This window comes from Chryseobacterium joostei (assembly GCF_003815775.1).
Lineage (GTDB): Bacteria > Bacteroidota > Bacteroidia > Flavobacteriales > Weeksellaceae > Chryseobacterium > Chryseobacterium joostei.
This window is the reverse complement of sequence record NZ_CP033926.1, coordinates 3,576,995-3,598,675: the sequence shown is the minus strand read 5'-3', so window position 1 is coordinate 3,598,675 and position 21,681 is coordinate 3,576,995. Positions and strand designations below refer to the sequence as shown.

15 protein-coding genes and 1 riboswitch are annotated in these 21,681 nt (G+C 34.1%); of the genes, 8 read left to right on the top strand and 7 right to left on the bottom strand.

What is annotated here, in order from left to right:
• Window positions 1–131 precede the first annotated feature (131 nt).
• Window positions 132–458, bottom strand: coding sequence for a DUF6660 family protein (locus tag EG359_RS16335; protein ID WP_076353210.1), 327 nt, complete (start codon window positions 456–458; stop codon window positions 132–134).
• A gap of 349 nt (window positions 459–807) precedes the next feature.
• Between EG359_RS16335 and EG359_RS16330 the strand changes: the two genes are divergently transcribed.
• The 7 genes from EG359_RS16330 (at window position 808) to EG359_RS16300 (ending at window position 10,550) form a co-directional block, all read left to right on the top strand.
• A complete protein-coding gene (locus EG359_RS16330; RefSeq protein WP_076353209.1) occupies window positions 808–1,647 on the top strand; it encodes a hypothetical protein in 840 nt (279 codons plus the stop codon).
• A 6-nt stretch (window positions 1,648–1,653) separates the two neighbouring features.
• Window positions 1,654–2,139: a hypothetical protein gene (locus tag EG359_RS16325; RefSeq protein WP_076353208.1), complete on the top strand. Its 486-nt coding sequence runs from the start codon at window positions 1,654–1,656 to the stop codon at window positions 2,137–2,139.
• Window positions 2,140–2,246: 107 nt separating this feature from the next.
• Complete coding sequence (locus tag EG359_RS16320; RefSeq protein WP_084180368.1) at window positions 2,247–3,149, top strand: SpvB/TcaC N-terminal domain-containing protein; 903 nt, start codon at window positions 2,247–2,249, stop codon at window positions 3,147–3,149.
• Entirely contained in the window at window positions 3,106–8,946 is a 5,841-nt protein-coding gene (locus tag EG359_RS16315; RefSeq protein ID WP_123867420.1) for an RHS repeat-associated core domain-containing protein, read from the top strand. Before EG359_RS16320 ends, EG359_RS16315 begins: the two co-directional genes overlap by 44 nt.
• Window positions 8,936–9,430 carry a hypothetical protein gene (locus tag EG359_RS16310; protein ID WP_076353205.1) on the top strand — a complete coding sequence of 165 codons (495 nt, stop codon included), beginning with the start codon at window positions 8,936–8,938 and terminating at the stop codon, window positions 9,428–9,430. Before EG359_RS16315 ends, EG359_RS16310 begins: the two co-directional genes overlap by 11 nt.
• Window positions 9,431–9,502: 72 nt before the next feature.
• Window positions 9,503–9,910 carry a hypothetical protein gene (locus tag EG359_RS16305; RefSeq protein WP_076353204.1) on the top strand — a complete coding sequence of 136 codons (408 nt, stop codon included), beginning with the start codon at window positions 9,503–9,505 and terminating at the stop codon, window positions 9,908–9,910.
• A gap of 154 nt (window positions 9,911–10,064) precedes the next feature.
• Window positions 10,065–10,550, top strand: coding sequence for a hypothetical protein (locus EG359_RS16300; protein WP_076353203.1), 486 nt, complete (start codon window positions 10,065–10,067; stop codon window positions 10,548–10,550).
• Between the two features lie 116 nt (window positions 10,551–10,666).
• Here EG359_RS16300 and EG359_RS16295 read toward each other — a convergent pair whose 3' ends face one another.
• Together EG359_RS16295 and EG359_RS16290 are read right to left on the bottom strand one after the other, a co-directional pair.
• The gene (locus tag EG359_RS16295; RefSeq protein ID WP_076353202.1) at window positions 10,667–12,160 is read right to left on the bottom strand and encodes a RagB/SusD family nutrient uptake outer membrane protein; all 1,494 of its coding nucleotides are present in this window, start codon (window positions 12,158–12,160) and stop codon (window positions 10,667–10,669) included.
• Window positions 12,161–12,177: 17 nt separating this feature from the next.
• On the bottom strand, window positions 12,178–15,114 hold the full coding sequence (locus EG359_RS16290; RefSeq protein WP_076353201.1) for a SusC/RagA family TonB-linked outer membrane protein: 2,937 nt from the start codon (window positions 15,112–15,114) through the stop codon (window positions 12,178–12,180).
• An 83-nt stretch (window positions 15,115–15,197) separates the two neighbouring features.
• A riboswitch (SAM riboswitch) is annotated at window positions 15,198–15,294 on the bottom strand.
• A 243-nt stretch (window positions 15,295–15,537) separates the two neighbouring features.
• Here EG359_RS16290 and EG359_RS16285 point away from each other — a divergent pair.
• On the top strand, window positions 15,538–15,945 hold the full coding sequence (locus EG359_RS16285) for a type II 3-dehydroquinate dehydratase (protein WP_076353200.1): 408 nt from the start codon (window positions 15,538–15,540) through the stop codon (window positions 15,943–15,945).
• A gap of 153 nt (window positions 15,946–16,098) precedes the next feature.
• Here the strand turns inward: EG359_RS16285 and pckA are convergent, their stop codons facing one another.
• From pckA to EG359_RS16265, 4 genes are all read right to left on the bottom strand, one after another.
• Entirely contained in the window at window positions 16,099–17,715 is a 1,617-nt protein-coding gene (gene pckA, locus EG359_RS16280) for a phosphoenolpyruvate carboxykinase (ATP) (protein ID WP_076353199.1), read from the bottom strand.
• 127 nt (window positions 17,716–17,842) lie between these two features.
• Window positions 17,843–18,748, bottom strand: a complete 906-nt coding sequence (locus EG359_RS16275) for a GYDIA family GHMP kinase (RefSeq protein ID WP_076353198.1) — start codon at window positions 18,746–18,748, stop codon at window positions 17,843–17,845.
• An 11-nt stretch (window positions 18,749–18,759) separates the two neighbouring features.
• Complete coding sequence (fabD, locus tag EG359_RS16270) at window positions 18,760–19,635, bottom strand: ACP S-malonyltransferase (protein WP_076353197.1); 876 nt, start codon at window positions 19,633–19,635, stop codon at window positions 18,760–18,762.
• 69 nt (window positions 19,636–19,704) lie between these two features.
• A complete protein-coding gene (locus EG359_RS16265) occupies window positions 19,705–21,645 on the bottom strand; it encodes a LysM peptidoglycan-binding domain-containing protein (protein WP_076353196.1) in 1,941 nt (646 codons plus the stop codon).
• Window positions 21,646–21,681: the final 36 nt, after the last annotated feature.

Genomic DNA, 21,681 nt, shown 5'->3' with positions numbered 1-21,681 from the left:
ATATTTAATTTTTATTGAAAATACATTGCGTACAGCGTAATACTGCAGCAAAAATATCCTGAAAACCTCTGCAATAGTATTGCAAAGTTTCAAACACGTTTAGAAAGATAACTTTCTAAAAATCAATAAAATTAAATTTTAGGGGGCTGCCAGACGTGATCATACACCTGGTAGGCAAAATCGTTTTTATGAAATAAGATTTTCTTTGAAAAATAAGCAGGAATCTGCTCCGGAATTTCCAACAAAGGGTCCATCTTAAATGCTGAAACCGTGATCTGACAACAGCTGCAAGCACAAAGCGGTGAACAAATATCGCCCTTTTCTGTTGAATGAACTCCCTGGATGTTTAATGAAATCTTTTTATCTCCTGAGTCTGATGAAAGATGAGACACGTCTTCACAGGGCATCAATGATAACGCCATGAAATAAATTGCCAATATCCATCTTAACAAGTTCATTGTGACAAAGGTAAAGTTTTTTTCTAAAATGGGTAAAGTTTCAATTTTAAATACATGATAAAAATCATTAAAAATATTAATTTAAAAAAAGAAAAAATACTTTTTAAAGCATGAGTCCTTTATTGTCAAATAATACAATATTCTCAATCAATAGATTTATTATATTTCACAATTTCACAAATACCTAAATACACTTAAGATACTATAATAAAGTCTATTAACAGCAACAAATATATCATTCAGTATCTTTGCAAAAACTTAAATAACCATTTTAAAGTGATAAAACAATTCACTCTTCCTAAAGAAATATTCTCATTTATTTCAATTTCAAAACAAATTTAATTTATATATGAAACGAACATTACTATTGGTTTGTACTATCACTGCGTCCAGTATTTTTGCACAAAGCTGGAACACAATAGGAAACGCAGGTACAAACTCTTCAAACAACTTTATTGGAACTACAGACAATCAGGATTTAGCATTCAAAACCAATAATACTGAAAGAATGAAAATCAGTTCTACAGGTAGTGTAGCAATAGGAGGCCCTGTAGTGGATCCTAATATAGCTTTCAAAACTTATGGTAGAGCACAATTTCACTCAAATGCTAATGCTGATGCTTTCCAGATAAGTAATTTACTTCCTAATCTTAATGCAGGGGTTGACTTAGCATGGTTTGTTTATGATAAATACCAGCCTAATGATGTTGGACTATTAACTCTCTCTGCTCCTCTTTTCTCAGGTGATTGGGCAAAGCCTTTATTTTCAGTAAGAGCAAACGGAAAAGTCCTTATCGGAACATCAATGAACACGGCGCTTTCCGGATGCAGTGACTGTAACGAATACAGATTATTTGTCAAAGATGGAATCAAGGCTGAAAAGATAAAAGTTGAAAATCCATCAAGCAACGGTTGGGCAGACTACGTGTTTAAAAAAGATTATAAACTTAGATCTTTGGAAGAAGTAGAAAAACATATTTCTGAAAAAGGACATTTACCCAATATTCCATCCGCAAAAGAAGTGGAAAAAGACGGGATTAATCTAGGTGAAATGGATGCTAAACTTTTGGAGAAAATAGAAGAATTAACTCTTTACTCTATTGAACAAAACAAGCAGCTCAAATCTCAATCTGAAGAGATTAAAGAACTTAGAGAACAAGTACAGCAATTAATTTCTACCAAAAAATAAACACCCATGAAAAGAAAATTACTTTCTCTGTTTTCCCTGTTCATTGGATTTTTAGGTTTCTCACAAACTGAAGTCTACTTCAAATATGATGAAGCAGGAAACCAACGATACAGAGGAACTAACACTGCGGGTAAAAACGTAGAAAATCAAATCCTAAAAGAAACAAAAGTGGAGGAACAGTCCAAAACAGCAGCCATTACCAAACAGGCTCCTACTATGGATGAAACGACTTTCTGGAAACAGATCAGACTCTATCCGGTTCCTGTGAATGATTATCTTACGATTGACTGGACTGAAGAAGTGGATGGATTAATAGAATCGGTTTCTCTCTACCAGCACAATACCGTTCATTGGAAATTCCAGCAACAGAATATTCCTGGATTAAACCGTCAGCTTAAAATCAATATGACCGGTTATGATTGGGGGATTTATATTCTACGCTTTACGTTAAAAGATGGAAGGGTCTTTGCCAGAAATGTCACCAAAAGATAAAGAGTAAAAGAAAAATGTAAAGGCATTGAAGGAGTTTTCTTTGCTCTTACCAGTATTTAACAGTCTTTATTAATTTAATTATCACTTATAAAATAACCAATACAAATATGAAATTTATTTCATCATTGATATTATCCTTGTGTTCAGTAATGGTTTTTTCACAAACCATACTGTACCAGGCAGAAACTACAACACGTACGGTTCAGGATCCGCAAACGGTAGTTCTTGCCCAAGGATTTCATGCTAAATCGGATGCTTCGAATCCCTTTATAGCAAAAATAGGTCCTGCTACAGAGAATCCAGGTGGAGGACCAACAGACTCCCAAGCTGGGGCAAGTAATCCAACTGGAACCTCTACTCCTGACGGTCAGAGTTTTCACGATACCAAAGGAAATATAGAAGTAAATGGAGCCGGACAATTACAATTTACTTTACCCATTACTTTACCTCCTGGGGTTAAAAACGTGGCTCCACAGGTAAATCTCACCTATATTAGTGGCTCAAATAATGGATTAGCAGGGTATGGCTGGAATATTGTTGGAGTTACATCTATTTCAAGAACCGGAAGAAATGTAGAAAAAGATGGAGATGCAAAAAAAGCACAAATAGACTCTTCTGATTATTACAGTTTCAATGGTCAGAGATTAATCTTAAAATCCGGAGAATATGGTAAAGACGGAGCTGAGTATTATACCGAAAAATATTCTAACATTAAAATCAAATCTTTAGGAAATATTCTGGGAATTTCCGGTCCTGACTATTGGGAGGTAACTTTTGAAGATGGATCACAAGCTAAATATGAAAAAACATTTCTTGATAATTTTACAGGAGAAATAGGAACAACCCCAGCACTCGACTATAATATTACCAAATGGAAAGATGCTCAAGGGAATTATATTACATATAAGTATGCTCATGACAATATTAGTTCAGAAACAGGGACGTGGGGATTAAGACCTCCAAGAGGTGGAGTTTCAAGAATATCCAATATTGCTTGGGGGGGGAAATGAAAGTTTAAATAAACCTCATTTTAACTCAATTGAATTTATTTATGTTAACAGAGACTTAATAGAACAGTCCTATGTACAAGGACTGGAATATTCTCAGAGTAACCTTTTATCCGAAATTAAAGTAAATTCAAACGGGAATTTATTTAGAAAATATTCTGTTAACTATTCAAAAAACGGAACTAATTATCAGTTTTTAGATAAGATTACAGAATATAATAGTAAAGGACAGGCTGCTAATCCCATTACATTTTCCTATCCTAATTTTGTGGGATCTCAAATAGATTATGATGGTGTTCTACCTTATAATAAGGACAATTTTAATAATATTAAGTTTACTGGAGACTTTAATGGAGATTCTTACCCGGATTTCGTTATGGCTGATGGAACAGTAAAACTTGGAGCTTTTAATGATGCATACTCAGATATTTCAACAGGGAAAACTTTTAATTTTGATGCTAAAGTTGTTAATACGTTAATAGATGAAGAAGGACAGGTCCATAATGGAAATGGAATTGTTCAATATGAAAATGGTAAAGTTGTTGGTTATATTTTCAGAGATAATATTTTCGTTAAGGTATTTGAAAAGCAAGTATATGATTTATCCAACTGTACTAACGCAGGTGAAAAATGTACCTTGTATGCTAGTAATTTAAATGAAGGAGATATTAATGGAGATGGAATATCAGATGTATTTATTTCATTAAACCTAAAAAAATGTATTACTGTATCTAATCCAGACTGCATTGAGCCGCCACTTAATTTAAATGTAAGTAATGATGATAAAGCAGTTGTGCCCATTAAATGCATAGAAACAATATGTAGTACAAATCTTCTAGGTAATTTTATTATAGATCTGAAAAATACTAACAATCCTGTTTCTCAATATACCGTTAATTCCGGCATTGATGAAAGTTTATATACAGATCAAAGATATGTAGATATTGATCATGATGGTAAAGTTGACATTATCAATGTATCTAATAGTGCATATACCATATTTGAATTTGTTAAAACTGCACCCAATCAATATCTAAAGAAAATTAGATTCTCTGATAGTTTAAAAGAGGCTAAGGCACCCGAAACTCCAATAATGTTTGGAGACTTCAATGGAGATGGAAATCTGGACTTTACTATTCCTATAACAGATACCCAGGATGCAGATAACTGGAGATTTTATATAGGAACAGAAAAAGGATTTGAAAATGTTTTAAAAACGAATTTTTTAAAATATAGAAAACCCTCTAATCCCAACACATGGTCTTTAATGGATCATCATTACTATTCTATATCTGATATCAACAAAGATGGAAAATCTGATATTACTTTCATATATTCTAAAAATACAGTAGGATATGTGAATGGTAACGGAAATGCACAATTTAGAGTCTTACAATATGAAGTTAAAACAATGCAAGCCAATGGGGGAACTAATTTCATTCTGGGTTTAAATACAACAAGTCCTTCTTATACTGTTCCAGGAGGGGATTATGAGCTATTTCAGCCTTTAAGTATTCCAATCAAATCTAACAATAGCTACTACGATATCTTTCTATTTAAAAATGCGAGAGTTCATAAATATAAATCCCAAACTTCCTTAGCAGAATTATCACGTATTCAGTCTATCACTCAAGGTGAAGTTACTACATATATAGATTATTCTGAAATAATTCCTGATAATACAATTAATCCTAATTTTTATAAAAAAACTAAAAAGGAATATTACCCCTATTTTTCTTTAAACAGGTCTGATCAATCCTTTGCGGTATCACAACTGAGACAAGAAGGAAAGAAGCAAGATTTCAGGTATAGAGGAATGACTGGACATATGCAAGGAAGAGGACTAATGGGGTATAATCAAACAGCTCGTTCTTCCTGGTATGCCAATGGATTAGAAAATACTAAAATTTGGAATGGCGTAGAAACAGATCCATTGAATGAAGGACTACCTGTGAAAGAATGGTCTATCAGAACAACCGATGAAACTAAAGTTTTTCCTACTGATCTTTCTGAAAGTAACACTCAGCTTCTAAGTCTGAAATCTACAACTTATGAAACAGATAAATTAGTCAATAATCAGGCTGTTACCTCTGTTGTTGACACTGACAAACCAAAAGTAGTTACAGTAATAGTTCCTAAAAGTACAAAGACCAAAGATTTTTTAACTGGTACTACCACCGAAAGCAGTGTTACCTATGGAGCATATTATCTTCCTAGCCAAAGTGTTTCTAAGATCAATAATGGGTATGGAATAACCACTTCTACATTCGAATATATTTATAATCCATCTGGTAACGGAGCAGATTATTATATAGGACGTCCTAAATCTAAAACAGATGTAGTACAAGCTTATGGTGACACAAAGTCTAGTAAAGAAGAATATACATATGAAAATAATCTCCTGAAAAATCAAAAAAATTGGAATAGAGATAATACAGGTTGGCTACAAGTAACTTATAATTATGACAGTTTTGGAAACACCATTCAAAAAGAGACCAAAAATAGTATAGATTCTCAAATCCAAACTGTAAAAACAACCTATGACCCGAAAGGAATATTTGTGATAAAGAAAACAGATAACCTGGGGCTAGAGACCCACATTGAATACGATGATTGGGGCCAGATAAAGAAGCTTACAGATCCTCTAGGAAATATACAGGAAAATACATATGATCATTGGGGTAAGCTTTCAAAATCTAAAACCAATTTAGAAGGAACAACCACCTATCAATATGAAAAAGATGATAATTCCAACAGGATTGTTACAGGATATGAACCAGATGGCAACATCGCTAAAAAGTATACCAATAGATTGGGCCAAGAATATAAAATATCTTCCAAAGCATTTGGACAAGGACAGTATATTTCTAAAGAAACCCAATATGATATTTTAGGAAGAAAAGTAAAAGAATCTGAACCCTATTTCGAGGGACAAGCTGCTAATCAATGGAATACCATTGCATATGATGATTCTGTATTTCCGGCTAAAATAACCGTCAATGCATTTAATGGTAAACAAATGGAGACTTCTGTTTCCGGTTTAACAACAACGGTGAAAGAATTGAATGGCTATGGAAGAACAACTGTTAAAACCTCAGATGCCTTAGGAAATACAATTTCTACCACCGATAAAGGGGGAATTATACAGTTCTTTTATAACGCAGCAGGGGAACAGATCAAAGCTCAATATGCAGAAAATATTGTAACCACACAATATGATGTTTGGGGTAGAAAATCAGAATTTAATGATCCTTCCAATGGAGTTTATAAATATGAATATGATGGTTTTGGACAGCCTAAAAAAATAATAAGTCCCAAAGGAACTAAAGAATACACTTATAATAATCTTGGACAGCTTATTTCTCAAAAAGAACTTTCTGCAACAGATGGAGGGCAAGCAACCAACAAGACCATTACTTTCAAATATGATGATAAAGGAAGATTGATTTCTAAATCCGGAACTTCCAAAGGAAATGCTTATAGTTCGAATGTAACCTTTGATCCTCAGGGGAGAGTGCTTTCATCATCAGAAAGTGGAAATGGTAAATATTTTATTCAGAAAGGAATAACTTATGATGATAAGGCAAGAGTGATTTCTTATGAAAAACAGCTCTATTCATCAGGCATATTAACTAAAATATTAATAGAAAATGTATACAGCGCATGGAACGGTGAACTGTATCAAGTAAAGGATAAAAATTCCGGTAAGCTTCTTTGGCAGCTTAATGAAACCAATGCAAAAGGACAGGTACTTAAAACCAAGCTTGGAGCTGTTGATATCAATAATACATATGACAACAATGGGTTCCTGGCTACTATTAACCATTCATCTGCTATTAAACCCTCCATTCTGCAATTATCCTACTCATTTGATGCTATTAAAAATGAACTAAAAAGCAGAACAACCGGAGGAGATTTCAATATCACAGAATCGTTTGATTATGATGATAATAATCGTTTGATTAACTGGACCAATCCGGTAACAGGTGTAAAGCCTTCAACGAATCGTAATGTATATGATATCAAAGGAAGAATTCTGGAAAATGACCAGCTTGGAAAGATCAAATTTGACAATCCGGCAAAAATTTATCAGGCAACAGGAATGACCCTGAATACCGCAGGAGTTCAGAATTACAACAATGATTTGATCCAAAGTATCACTTACAATGAAAATAATGACCCAGTATTCATTGATGGAGAAAAAGGAGATGTGGCATTTCAATATGGATTAACAGCCATGAGGCAGAAAGTTACTTATGGTGGGAATTTTGGAAATGACAAGGAAGGAAAATTGACAAAGTATTACAGTGAAGATGGTAGTTTTGAAATCATAAAAAATAATACAACTGGTAATGAGAAACATATTTTGTATATTGGTGGAACGCCTTATGATAGTAATATTGTATATTTAAAAGACTATAACGAGAGCAGTGGTTCTTATAAATTCTTGCATAAAGATTATATCGGAAGTATCTTAGCTATCAGTGATGAAGCAGGAAATAAACTGGAACAGAGACACTTTGATGCTTGGGGTAACTTCACGCATCTTCAGATAGGTAATGGTCCTGTAGAAACGAATGCAGACAAGATAAAAGAAATTGTAAATACCGGAGGTCTATCATTGGAAAGAGGCTATACTTCCCATGAGCATTTTATGGAAGTAGGCATCATCCATATGAATGGTAGATTATATGATCCTCTATTAAGAAGGTTCCTCAATGCAGATGAAAACATTCAGGATCCTACCAATACCCAGAATTATAACAAATACGGATATGTAATGAACAATCCGTTGATGTTTAATGATCCGAATGGAGAGTTTGTTTTTTTTGCTCCAATAATTGCGTGGGTGGCGGCTCATGCAGTTGCTATTGGAACTGGTGCATTAATTGGTGCAGCCATAAGCATTGCTATGTATGCGGTACAGGCTACTTTTTATAATAACTGGTCATTGGGAGGATTTACAAAAGCGGTCTTAGTGGGAGCTCTTACAGGAGCGGTCTCGGCAGGAATAGGACAAGTGTTTAGTGCAGGGGGCTTGTGGGCAACCGTAGGTGTAGGAGCTCTTTCAGGCGGTACCATTGGAGGGATTACTGCATTAATTAACGGAGATAACTTCTTGAAAGGATTAGCAACAAGTGCTGTTATTGGTGGTGCTGTAGCTGGAATTAGCTATACTATTAGTTATTATGCTAATGGCTATAATAAAATTAAATATAAAACAACAGCAACGGATGCTAGTTCATCTGACCCAACATATGATATCGATATAAGCAGAGAAACGATGCAAGAAAACATAACAGAAATGAGAAATGACAATTTCACTAATGCTGAAATCAAGGAATTTGGTGTCGGTACAGATAAAATTGGGTTTGGTGGATCTGATGGATATATATATCCAGGAGATGGTAGCAAAGTATATGCATATACTACACCAAAAAATTTTTGGACAGGTAAATCCAATATTGTATACGCACCTATAACAGCTCAAAATAAAGACCTTCTAGCCGCAACAATGGTACACGAAACAGGCCATGCCTATTCTCAAAAAATAGGATTGTATGATATACAGATAAACAAAGACACTAGTGAACATTTATCTATGGCTAAATTAGAACATGTATATGCAGATAAGAATCTTATATCTAAATTAAGGAGATCATATAATACCTTTTATACTAAACCATCAATTATTGCAAGAAGGTATAATGAATTAAATCAAATTTCTCGAAGTATAGTTGATAAAGCTTATAATAAACTTTTACCAGTATTTAACCGATTTATGTATTATGGAAAATAAAAACGTAATATTAAAAACTTTATTTTTGACTTTGTATATCATTAATTATCAAAGCTGCATTGCGCAAAAAAAAGATGAACTTCGCCTGACATATAGAGATATTCTATATGATAATAAAGCAATTGATGAAGTTAGATCTTATGATAGTAAAACCGGTATTTATGAAGTAAAACAACTACATAATTCTGATGGATATAAAACTAAAAGCATTATTGTGAATCTAACCAAAAAAAATATTAAAGAAATTTATGATTTATATTTAAAATTACAACCTAAAAGCTTGCAAAATTGTGTATTTGCTAATGACAATGAAATTATATCAAGTTCAACAATCAGTTTTAATAAAAACAAACCCACAGAAAGTCTGCCATGTAATATTGATTGGGAGGATAAAGAAAAATATAATAAAATAGAATCTAAATTGTATGAGCTTATTCTACCAACATATAAATTAAAATACCCTAATGAATTTATCGGAAAATAGGATGATATTTAACCCCTTAAAATTATTCTCCTCAGATACAAAAGATGAGTATTATGAAAAAAATATTTTAAAATGTATCGTAATATTAAGCTTTTATTATTCTTAGCATCCATTCTCTGTTTAATAGGTTTATTTATCTATAATAGCAATCCAAATCAAAAGTGGATTATCCATAATATTAAATATAGTTTTCAAGGTATAATTATAGAAAAAGTAGAAGTTCGAAAAGGAGTTCTTTCCCATGCCAAGATAAAAATAGGCCAAAAAGATACTTTGATTTTTTTGAATAAAGTAGAGATGGTAAGTATTGGTGATAGCATAAAAAAGTTTACTAATAATCCTTTCTATTATTATAAACATAACGGCTTATGGCATAAACAAGTTTTTGAAATTATATCTCAAGATTTACAGAATAGCAAAAATTTTCCAAAAGATTGGAAAAATAAATGTGATGGAGAATGGAAAGAGGCCTGTTTGTAAATTAGAGTGGTAATATTAACGGGGAGAGCTCAAGTACAAAACGATTACTCAAAGTTAAATTATACCAGATAATTAACAAAAAGACTATTTCAAAACGAAATAGTCTTTTTAATCCCTTAACGTCATACTCCTCGGATATAAAAGATAATTATTTATGAAAAAATACAATTTTATTTTAATTTTGCTCTTCTTTTTTCAATCATGTAAAGCTCAAAAAAAGGAAGCTTCTAATTTTATATATCATACAGCTGATTATTATGAGTCTGGAATAATTCGAGAAGAAAGTATATATAATAGCTCATTAGGCATTTACGAGTATAAGCAATATTCTGATGATAGTCTCAATGGTATTGTTAAGAATATAAAAATTTATATAAGATTTACTCAACAAGATTTAAATGATATTAATCAATTACATAAATCATTAAAATCAGAAATGAGTGATTGCTATTTTCAAAACAACATAATTGTACATAAATCAACTATTACATTTGATTCTCTAAAAGATAATTTTGATTCAATAAATTGTGCAAATAATGAAAATTCTGATTTTATTAAGATTGAAAATAAAATTGAAGCCAGTATAAATTCTTCTAGCATATATAAAACAACTTTTTATTGGAAGTTTTATAAAAAGTAAACTATTAAGATAAGATATGCCTACCTCAAAATGAGGTAGGCATATTATTTTTTATAAAATAAAAAACCACCGCAAAAGCGGTGGTTTAAAAAATCAAATCTAATTATGGACTGTAATTATAAATTGGGATTATTTTCAATTTCTTTCTGTGGAATGCTGAATAAATAATAATTACTGTTCGGAGTAAATGCTTTCTTATTAGGAAGATCAAAGATTGAATGACCTCTACCATCAACCGTTTTTATAGTTCCGTTTGGTGTTGTTATCTGAACTTTGATAGGCTTTCCATCCGCATCTACAAACGGTTTTCTTTCCACTGTTCCCTGTGTTCTGATAATATCTGAAAGTGCAAATCCTTCTCCAAATAATTCTTTTCTTCTCTCGATCAAGATTTCATTCACCACATCATTCTGTGCAAGTGGTCCGCTATATACATTAGCATTTCTTGCTGATCTCAATTGATTTAAAATTGCTACTGCCTGTGCCGGATTTCCGTTTCTCGCTTCTGATTCTGCTTCAATCAGGTACATCTCAGCAGCTCTCATATAGACAATATCTGCAATAAGATTAGGTTTAAATTTAAATTTAGCATATCTCAGCAATCCCTCTCTTGCCGGAAGACCATCCCATGAGAATAACTGGGATCTGATATCATTGGTATCAAACAAATTTTTAAAGAAAGGATCCGCCATAAAACTGTAATAATAACTTCCTGATGAAGATACATCCAAGTAGTGGAATGCATAACTCGCGTCTGATTGTTCCTGAGTTTGTGCATGCCCCCAGATCCACTCTACATTGTTAATATCATTAAAACCTTCCTTATACTTTTCCGGAGCCATTAACGTAAATCCTTCTTTTGCAATTTTTGCCGCAGCAGAAGCTTTGCTCCATTCCCCTGTATTCAGATAAACCCTTGCTAAAATTCCGTTTACTACGTTTCGGTTGATTTTATCTTTATTATTTCTCGTATAGTTTTTCAATAAATTATCGGCATCTGTAAGATCACTTTTAATTAAAGCATAAATATCTTCCAGACTGGATTTTTTCTTTCCTCCTGTACTTGTAGATGATGGTTCTGTATAAATAGGAGCCGTTAAAGCCGTTTTATCCTTAAGGTAACTGAATTGGTAAAAGCTTGCAATATTTAGATAACAAAAAGCACGTAATGCTTTTGCCTGGCCTTTCACCTGATCCTTTTTTTCCTGGCTACCCTCTGTTCCGTCTATTCTTGCAATAACATTATTCATATTATTGATGGTGGAATAAAGCATGGTCCAGATAAACAACGGCCGACCTAATGTATTGTTGACCATTTCCGTAAAACCATAAGTAGAGGCGAAACCATATTTATTGGTAAGCACTGCAACATCACTCCCCATAGCATCACTTGCTCTTAAAACAGTTGAATATCCAATATTAGCAAAAGTGGTCCCATCATTGTTAAATTTCGCCCAGGTTCCGTTGATAACTGTTTCAGCATTTTCTGCTGTTTTAAAAACCTCTACACTATTAGCCTGATCAGTTGGAGCCGTATCCAATTCACTTTCACAGCTTGTTAGCGACCATAATCCTATTAGAGCAAGAGATACATATTTTAATTTTTTCATTGTTTCAATTTTAAAGATTAAAGAGTTGCCTGAAGACCAAATGTAATGGTTCTCATCGCAGGATATCTATAGTACGTTGTACCATCTAATGCCTGCTCAGGATCCATTCCCTTGTGCTTATAGAATGTCAGAAGATTCTCTGCCTGAACATAAATTCTGAATTTCTTAAGCCCTATTTTTTCAAAATAATCTGACGGAAGTGTATATCCTAAACTCACATTTTTAAGTCTTGCATAAGTTCCAGAGTATAAAAATCTTGTAGAGTTTGAAGTCCAGTTATTTGTTCTTGTACTTAAGGCAGGAACATCTGTGTTGGTATTTTCCGGGGTCCATCTGTTCAACATTTCAACACCCCATGCACGTCCTCCAGAGCTTCCGTTATGCAAAACAGAAGTGTAATCTGTATCTAAGATTTTTCCACCAATCTTAAACGTCAGCAATGCCGAAAAATCAAAGTTCTTATAGGCAATACTTGTATTAACCCCTCCCGTTAGCTTAGGTAATGCAGAACCCTGCAATATTTTTGTTGCCTTTGCGTATTCAGAAGTTGTTCCCTCAACTATATTTCCATTGGCATCTTGAGAAATTGTTTTCCATAACGGATTTCCGTTACTAGGATCTACACCCGCCCATTCCTGGATATAAAAGTCATATACGGAACCTCCCTCTCTCAGCATCTTGGTTTGTCCTACAACAAGAGGTCCTTTAGGTAATTTGGTTATTTTATTATTTAAAGTACTCAGATTAACATCTACATTCCACTGAAAATTATCCGTTCTAACGGGTGTGGTGAATAATGAAAGTTCAAAACCTGTATTCTGTATTGTTCCGATATTCGCAGGATAATCACTGATTCCTATAGACGGAGCAACCGGTACGTTGAACAGAAGATCCTGGCTTTCTCTTTTAAAATATTCGATATTTCCTTTAATTCTGTTATTCAAAATGGCAAACTCTAATCCTACGTTTAAGTTGAGATTGGTTTCCCATTTTAGATCCGGCGTACCTGTTTTCTCCAGTGTTGTTCCAGATTCTCCACCCAGATTAAAGGTTTTGTATAATTCCTGATAAGCGTAATAAAGCGGCTGTCCATTGGGTCTCAATAATTTATCATTTCCTTGTCCTCCATAACTCGCACGTAGCGTTAACTGGTTGAAGAAATTCAGATTTTTGATAAACTCTTCATTCGAAATTTTCCATGAAGCACCTACAGACCAGAATCTTCCCCATCTGTTATCTTTACTGAATCTTGAAGAACCATCTGCCCTACCTGAAGCCGATAGGAAATAGGTATTATTAAAATCATATTCAACTTTTCCAAGGTAACTTAACAGGCTTAATTTATCACTGTTTCCACCAAAATCTACCAATAAAGAAGCGGCATCCGGCTCATAGTAATATGGTAAGCCAAAACGGTTTCTTGTCCCGGAAATAGTCTGATAATCATATTTATAAAATTCCTGTCCTGCTAGAACATTAATGTGGTGCTTTCCAAATTTCTTATCGTAGGTCAGAATATTACTCGTAGTATAAGAAAGCGTTCTTGTATTGGATTTCGTCACCGAACCTCCAGTATCAATTCCTTGTCCAAGAAGCGGATTGGTATAATAATGTCCGTTATAGTTAACTAAATCAACAGAAAAGCTGGTTTTGAACTTCAATTCCGGAAAGAATGTAAACTCCATGAACCCTTTCCCCGAAAAGTTATCTTCTTTATTTTCATTTTTATCTAAAGGGAGACTTGCTGCAGCATTTTGATTCTGAAGAGCTACAGTAGGTCTGTATTTTCCGAAATCATAAATTCTGTTTCCATCAGCATCAAGTACATAAGATCCGTCTGCATTTCTTTCATAGTAAGGATAAAATGATGGAACAAATCTCGCAGCATTGATAATGTTACTAGCCTTGGAATCCGAAGAGGTTGGAGCCTGCTGAAGGCTATTTGTGTAACTTAAATTCACCCCAACATTCAACCATTTTTTCACCTCAGAATTAATCTTTAATCTGGTATTGTATCTTTTAAACCCAGACTCAATGGCCATTCCTTTATCATCAAGATACCCCAATGAAAAGAAATAGTTACTTTTTTCACTTCCACCACTAATATCCAGATCCACCTGATTTCTGGAAGCTACTCTTTGCAAAATATCCCTCCAGTCATCATTCCATAAAGGAGTTGCTCCCGGCAATAATTTCCCGTCTGTTCCTACAGGCTTTGAATAATTAACTCCATACGGGTTAATTCCCAGAGCTGAAACAATATTATCCGTTGCCATCTGCCCTGCCTGCTGTGCATTCACTTTATCGGACTGATATCCGTTTCTCATAGCTTCCCAGTATAATTGAAAATACTGGTCTGTATTCACCTGTTCGTAATCTTTTACGGCTCTTCCAGAAAATCCCTGACTAATATTAAGATTAACTTTTGATTCTCCTTTTTTACCGGATTTTGTTGTAATGATGATAATCCCGTTCGCACCTCTTGAACCATATAATGCACTTGCTGTAGCATCTTTTAAAACACTGATGGATTCTATGTCATTAGGGCTTATTGCATTTATATTTCCGTCAAAAGGAATTCCGTCAACAACAAATAAGGGATCACTGGAAGCACTTACCGAACCAATTCCTCGGATTCGAATAGTAGATAACGCTCCCGGTTGTCCTGAAGCTCCTGTAGTCTGAACTCCGGCAATCTGCCCATCCAATGCTTTTGTAATATTGGTGATAGGTCTGTTATTGATCTTATCCCCAGAAAGAGTTGCCACAGAACCGGTATAGCTGTTTCTTTTAGCTTTTCCATAGGCTACCACCACTACTTCATCAATCTCCTTTTCTTTAAGTGTATCTTTTTTCGGCTTGGAATTCTGCGCACTTACGCTGACAATTCCCAAGAAAAATGCAGCAACCGGTGGAATCCAAACTTTAGAATTAATTAAATTTTTATTAATCATAATCAATTTTATTTATCATATATTAAAATTTTACCCTTTGCAGAAAAGTCAGCAAAGGGCATCGATAAATACGATAAACCAAATGCTTATTTTTCCTTTAAAGGCTGAATGTAACACCTTACACGAAGCAGGTTGTCAAGATTTCACAGGGTCAGTTCCCTCCATCTTTCTTTATAAGCCGATCGAAATATGGTTGCAAAGCTATAAACTTTTAGTCTACAAAACAAGTAGACTTATTATTTTTTCATGATAAATTTTCAAAAATTAACATAAGATTATATTAAAAGCCATTAAAATAAGGAGTTGCAAAAATTATCAATTTTTTAAATATGACAAATATCATTAAATATAATTCAATTGGCAAAAATCAAAGACTTACAGAATTTTTAAGCTTTAATTAAAAAAACTTTTTAATTTTATAGAATGAAAGTTTTGATTATAAACGGGCCTAATTTAAATCTTCTAGGCACAAGAGAACCTGAAATCTATGGCACAGTTTCCATGGAAGCTTATTTGGAGAATTTAAAATCTGAGTTTCATTCTCACGAATTAAAATATTACCAGTCTAATATTGAAGGAGAAATCATCAATAGACTTCAGGAGGATGATTTCGATGCCGTAGTGATCAATCCCGGAGCATTTACTCATTATTCTTATGCGATAGCTGATTGTTTAAAGAACATTCGCAAACCTAAGATTGAGGTTCACATCAGTAATATTTACAAAAGAGAAGAATTCAGACAAAAATCTGTAACTGCAGCTAATACTGATGCGGTTTTGTCCGGATTTGGAATGGATGGATACAGGTTGGCTTTATTAAGTTTAAAGTAAATCAAATAAAGGATTGAAAGGATTCACAAAATGTTACTGAATATTATAACTTTATATGCATAAAATATTGTTCGCAAAATTTGTATAATCTGCCTGAAAAATCAAAAAAGCCTCATCAATGATGAGGCTTTTTTATCTATATAAACAATGCTATTAGATTGTTTGCTCCTGTAGTTGAGGTCCTGAAGGGATTAATCTTTTACCCTCTTCAGTATCACAATACTGTTCAAAGTTCTTGATATATCTTGAAGCAAGATCTTTTGCTTTTTCTTCCCAGTCAGAAGCATTTTCATAAGTTTCTCTAGGATCTAGGATACCTGCAGAAACGTTTGGAAGTTCAGTAGGAATTTCAAGATTCATAATTGGAACCTGAGTTTTAGGAGCATTATCAATAGATCCGTCAATGATTGCATCAATGATTGCTCTTGTATCTTTTAAAGAAATTCTCTTTCCTGTACCATTCCAACCTGTATTCACTAAGTAAGCCTTAGCTCCGTGCTCTTTCATCTTACCAATCAAGGTTTTAGAGTACATTGTTGGGTGTAAGGTAAGGAACGCTTCACCAAATGCAGGTGAGAAAGATGGCTGAGGTTCTGTAATTCCTCTTTCAGTTCCAGCTAATTTAGATGTATAGCCGCAAAGGAAGTGATATTGAGCCTGATCTTCATTCAAGATGGAAACTGGAGGAAGTACTCCGAATGCATCTGCTGAAAGATAAACGATCTTCTTAGCATGACCAGCCTTAGATGGTAATACAATTTTATTGATATGATAGATTGGATAAGAAACTCTTGTATTTTCAGTAATAGATCCGTCTGTATAATCTGCTACTCCATTGTTGATGACAACGTTTTCAAGAAGTGCATCTCTTTTGATTGCTCTAAAGATATCCGGTTCTTTTTCTTCTGAAAGATCAATAACTTTAGCGTAGCATCCTCCTTCGTAGTTGAATACTCCGTTATTATCCCATCCATGCTCATCGTCACCGATAAGATATCTCTTTGGATCCGCAGATAAAGTAGTTTTTCCAGTACCAGAAAGACCAAAGAATAAAGCAACATCACCTTTTTCTCCTACGTTTGCAGAACAGTGCATTGAAGCCATACCTTTTAATGGAAGATAATAGTTCATCATTGCGAACATTCCCTTCTTCATTTCACCTCCGTACCAAGTACCTCCGATGATCTGTAATTTTTCAGTAAGGTTGAACATAACGAAGTTTTCAGAGTTCAATCCTTGAGCTTCCCAGTTCGGGTTTGTTGTTTTAGAACCATTGATTACAGTGAAATCAGGCTCTCCAAAGCTTTCCAGCTCATAATGAGAAGGACGGATAAACATATTAGTAACAAAATGCGCCTGCCATGCTACTTCAACGATAAATCTTACTTTAAGTCTTGTATCTGCATTTGTACCACAGAAAGCATCTACAACATAAATTTTCTTTGCATCAGCAAGTTGGTCCAGCACTAGTTCTTTACAAGACGCAAAAATTTCTGTAGTAGTTGGCAAGTTTACTTTACCATCCCAGAAAATTGTATCTCTTGTAACATCATCCTGAACAATATATCTGTCTTTAGGTGAACGACCTGTGAAAATTCCTGTTTTTACTGATACCGCGCCAGATTCTGTAAGTTCAGCTTTCTCAAATCCCTGATTTTCAGGAGAAACTTCAGCTTGATATAATTCTTCGTACGAAGGATTATACACTACTTCATAGTTTCCTTTAATCCCTAATTTCTCTAAATCCTGGATGATTTTAGTGTTTTTCATTTTACTTATATTTTCTATTTCTTTATTGAATTCAACAAAAATAATATTAATTATTTGTTAAAGGTGGTTTAAATATACTGATATAAGTCAGAATGGCAAATAAAAAAAGAGTGTCGTAAAATATTGATTATAAATCAATTATATTTGACCATTCAAAAATGGTGGTAAAACCTTTCTCCCAAAAATAGTCTTTAAAGCCCCCAAATTTGGCACTCATCACAAAATCTCCACCCCAAGCGCCCAAACTTTTGACGAAAGAAGGACAGTCTGAGAATATTTTTTCTTTAACTGTGGAAATTTCAAGAAAATCAGCAATTTTACGCTCATGAATCATCATTAATTCAGAAAATTTTTCCAATTCATCGCATAATAAAATTTTCTTTGTGATATCTGAAAATTCGTTAACGAGTTCCGGAGACTTAATTTTGGATTTGTAAAGATTGATTCCTTCTCTGCTATCTTGCTTTTGATTTAAGTGGATAAAAATCAATTCATTTTTAAAGGAAGGATTAAAGTTTACCTTTTCAACCTTAATCTCAGGCTTGCTTTGAAAAAGAATGGCAGATTTCTCCTTTGCAACGGCAATATCGTATCCGCTGCCTCCCAAACTGATGGTATTTAAGTGAAAAGGATCTATTTCAGCCCATTCTGCAAGGTTGTTCATTAAAGTAGAACTGCTTCCAAGGCCGAAATCAGCAGGAAACTGAAGATTTGTCTTTAAATGGTAGGTAAGATTGTTTTTGAATTTGGTAGTAGAAAGCTGCTGAACATTCTTTAATGTTTTTAAGATAAATTCAGCGCTTGATGGAATATTGGTTTCCAGAATCTGCCATTTTTTATAATCTATGACAGCGGTTAACCAATGTTTATCTTGATGGAGAGCTTGCCAAAAAATCAGAGATCTTTCATCATCTTTTTCGTCAAAAAAAAACTCTTGTCCCAGCTTGGTAGGTACCGCTAAGACAAGAGCTCCATCGATTGCGAAATATTCTGAAGTAAGCATAAGCTTTCCCGGTGAAAATATCGCGTTCATATTTTTCTTAATTAGATAGCAGAAGCAGCATCTACTGATCCATCAATTTTCTTGATTAATCCCTGAAGGGTTTTTCCTGGGCCAACTTCTACAAAGTTAGAAGCACCATCTTTGATCATATTTTGAACAGACTGTGTCCATTTTACAGGACCTGTAAGCTGAGCAATAAGATTTTGCTTAATCTCATCAGGGTTTGTTACCGCTGTAGTAGTGATATTCTGATAGACAGGAATTGTTGCTTTTCTGAACTTCGTGTTCTCAATGGCAGCGGCCAATCTTTCTTGTGCTGGCTGCATCAATGGTGAATGGAACGCTCCATTTACCGGTAATAATAAGGCTCTTTTTGCTCCTGCTTCTTTTAGTTTAGCGCAAGCTTCTTCTACTGCAGAAGTTTCACCTGAAATTACCAATTGTCCCGGACAATTATAGTTTGCAGGAACCACTACCCCACTGATCTGAGCACAGATTTCTTCAACCTTAGCATCTTCCAATCCTAAAATAGCTGCCATAGAGCTTGGATTCGCATCACAAGCATCCTGCATAGCCTTAGCTCTTTCAGATACTAACTTCAAACCATCATCAAAAGATAAAACGCCATTGGCTACTAATGCAGAGAATTCTCCTAGGGAATGGCCTGCTACCATTTCAGCCCCAAGGCCATTTACTGCTTTTAATGCTGCTACTGAATGTATAAAAATTGAAGGCTGGGTAACCTCTGTTTTCTTTAGATCTGCATCTGTTCCGTTAAACATAATGGAAAGAATGTCGAAACCTAAAATTTCATTAGCAGATTCCATCAGATCTTTAATATCTTTTCTGGAATCATACAATTCTTTTCCCATTCCTATGAACTGAGAACCTTGACCTGGAAATACAAGTGCTTTCATGTATTGAATTAAATATTATGCAAATATAGCTATAATGTTAACAATATTCCTTTTTATGAAGTATATCATTTAAGGAACTAACCTAATTACCCTGTAACCAGTGTTTACATAAGCTCCATTAGCTTTTGATTTTACAAACTCAAATTTCGTTGCCAACTGAGTCTGAACTTTATTCATCTGCTTAAAAATCTCTCCTTTTTTATTTTCTCTTGTCAACATATCATTAACAACATCAAAACCTACGATGGCATATTTTGGAGGTGTTTTGCAGTATTTACTTTTATAGGCTGCTAAAATTTCCTTTTCAAAGTTACCATCTGTATTGATTTTTCTATCCATCAGATACACCAAGCTAGCCTGGCTTAATTCATCCACTTTCTTTTCAAAAATCGGAGCATAGAACATACTGAAAGCCTTTACTCCCTGTACTTCTTTAGAAAGAACTGTGATTTTGTTTGCAAAAGCATCTCCCATATCATCATTTGCCAAAATAGCAATAACCGGAGCAGATTGCCCAGTCATCATATTCTGGTCCAGCTGAATATCTGCCGGAGAATTAACAATAACAATATTAGGATTCTTTACAGCTTTTTCAAGACCAGCCTTAATGTAGTTTGCATTTTCTTTTTTAGCATCTGCCACTACATATATTTTTTGATCTGAATATACTGCTTTTACTTCTTCTACAATTTTGTCTGCATAGGTCTGATTATTTGTTTCAACAATAATCAGGTTGCTATAGTTGTACAATTCCGGTGTATTAGCAAATGGTGCTACTACTGGAATTTTTTGATTTTTAGTAAAATCTAGAACATCAATTACATTTGACTTAAAGAATGGACCAATAATAAGGTCTGTATTATCAGGATTGATCTGTGTTAGAGAATTTTTGAAAGAAGCTTCGTTTCCTGAATCTACGATTTTTATATCTAGTTTCTGTCCTCCTCTTGCATTTCTCTCAATGGCTAATTTGGCACCCGTCAAAAAGTCAAGAGCCATTCCTCTATATTGCGTTTCATTTGTGCTGTATCCGAAAGGAAGCATTAATACTACGCTTAGGACCTCTCCATTTTTCTTAACATATGCAGCATCCAGTTTTTTGATTTTCAAAACCATTCCCGTCTTTAATCCATGTGAAAGATCTGGGTTCAACGCAATCAATTCATCGATTGAAACTCCAAATTTATTTACGATTGAAAATACAGTATCACCTTGCTGAACAGTGTAAGTTACATAATCATCTCCTACAACCACATTGGAAGGAGTTGATGATTTTTCGTTTCCTGAATCCATTTTTTCTTTTGGATTAGCAGCAGGTTCAGTAACGGTAGCTGTATTGGTATTTGATTTTTTTATTTTAATGGTATCACCAGGCTTTAATCCTTTCTCTTCCAAACCTGGATTTAAAGCAAAAAGATCCTGTTGGCTAATACCAAATTGTTTTGTAATTCTGTAATAATTATCCTTAGCCTGAATCACATAAGCTTCTCCTTCGGTAGCAGCAGGTGTAGCTGTTACTGTTTTTTCAACAGGAGTTTCTACAGGTTTTGTAGCAACTACAGCCTGCTGATCTCCACCATATTTTTTTATGCTTGCAAGAGGTAATGTAATCTCATCGCCAATTTTCATGTGAGAATCCAATTCAGGATTCAACTTTCTTAAATCGGTTTCAGAGATTCGGTACTGTTTTGTAATTCCGTAGATTGTTTGCTTAGGCTGTAAAATAATTTTACCAACTGATGTACCTGCAGTATGGTTTACCTTTTCAGCAACGACTGCCTTGGTAACAACCGGAGTTGTTGTTTTATCTGTCTTAATGGTTAAAACATCTCCAATAGCCAGTTTGCCATCTTTATGCTTTGGGTTTAGCTTCAGCAATTCATCTACTGTTATTCCATACTTTTTTGCAATGTTGTAAGGGTTATCACCTTGTACAACCGTATGTGATTTCTGGGCTGAAACTCCCAAAACCATAAATAAACTGGATAGAATAAAAAACCTCTTTATCATATTAGATAATTATAATTTACAAAAATACTTCTTTAA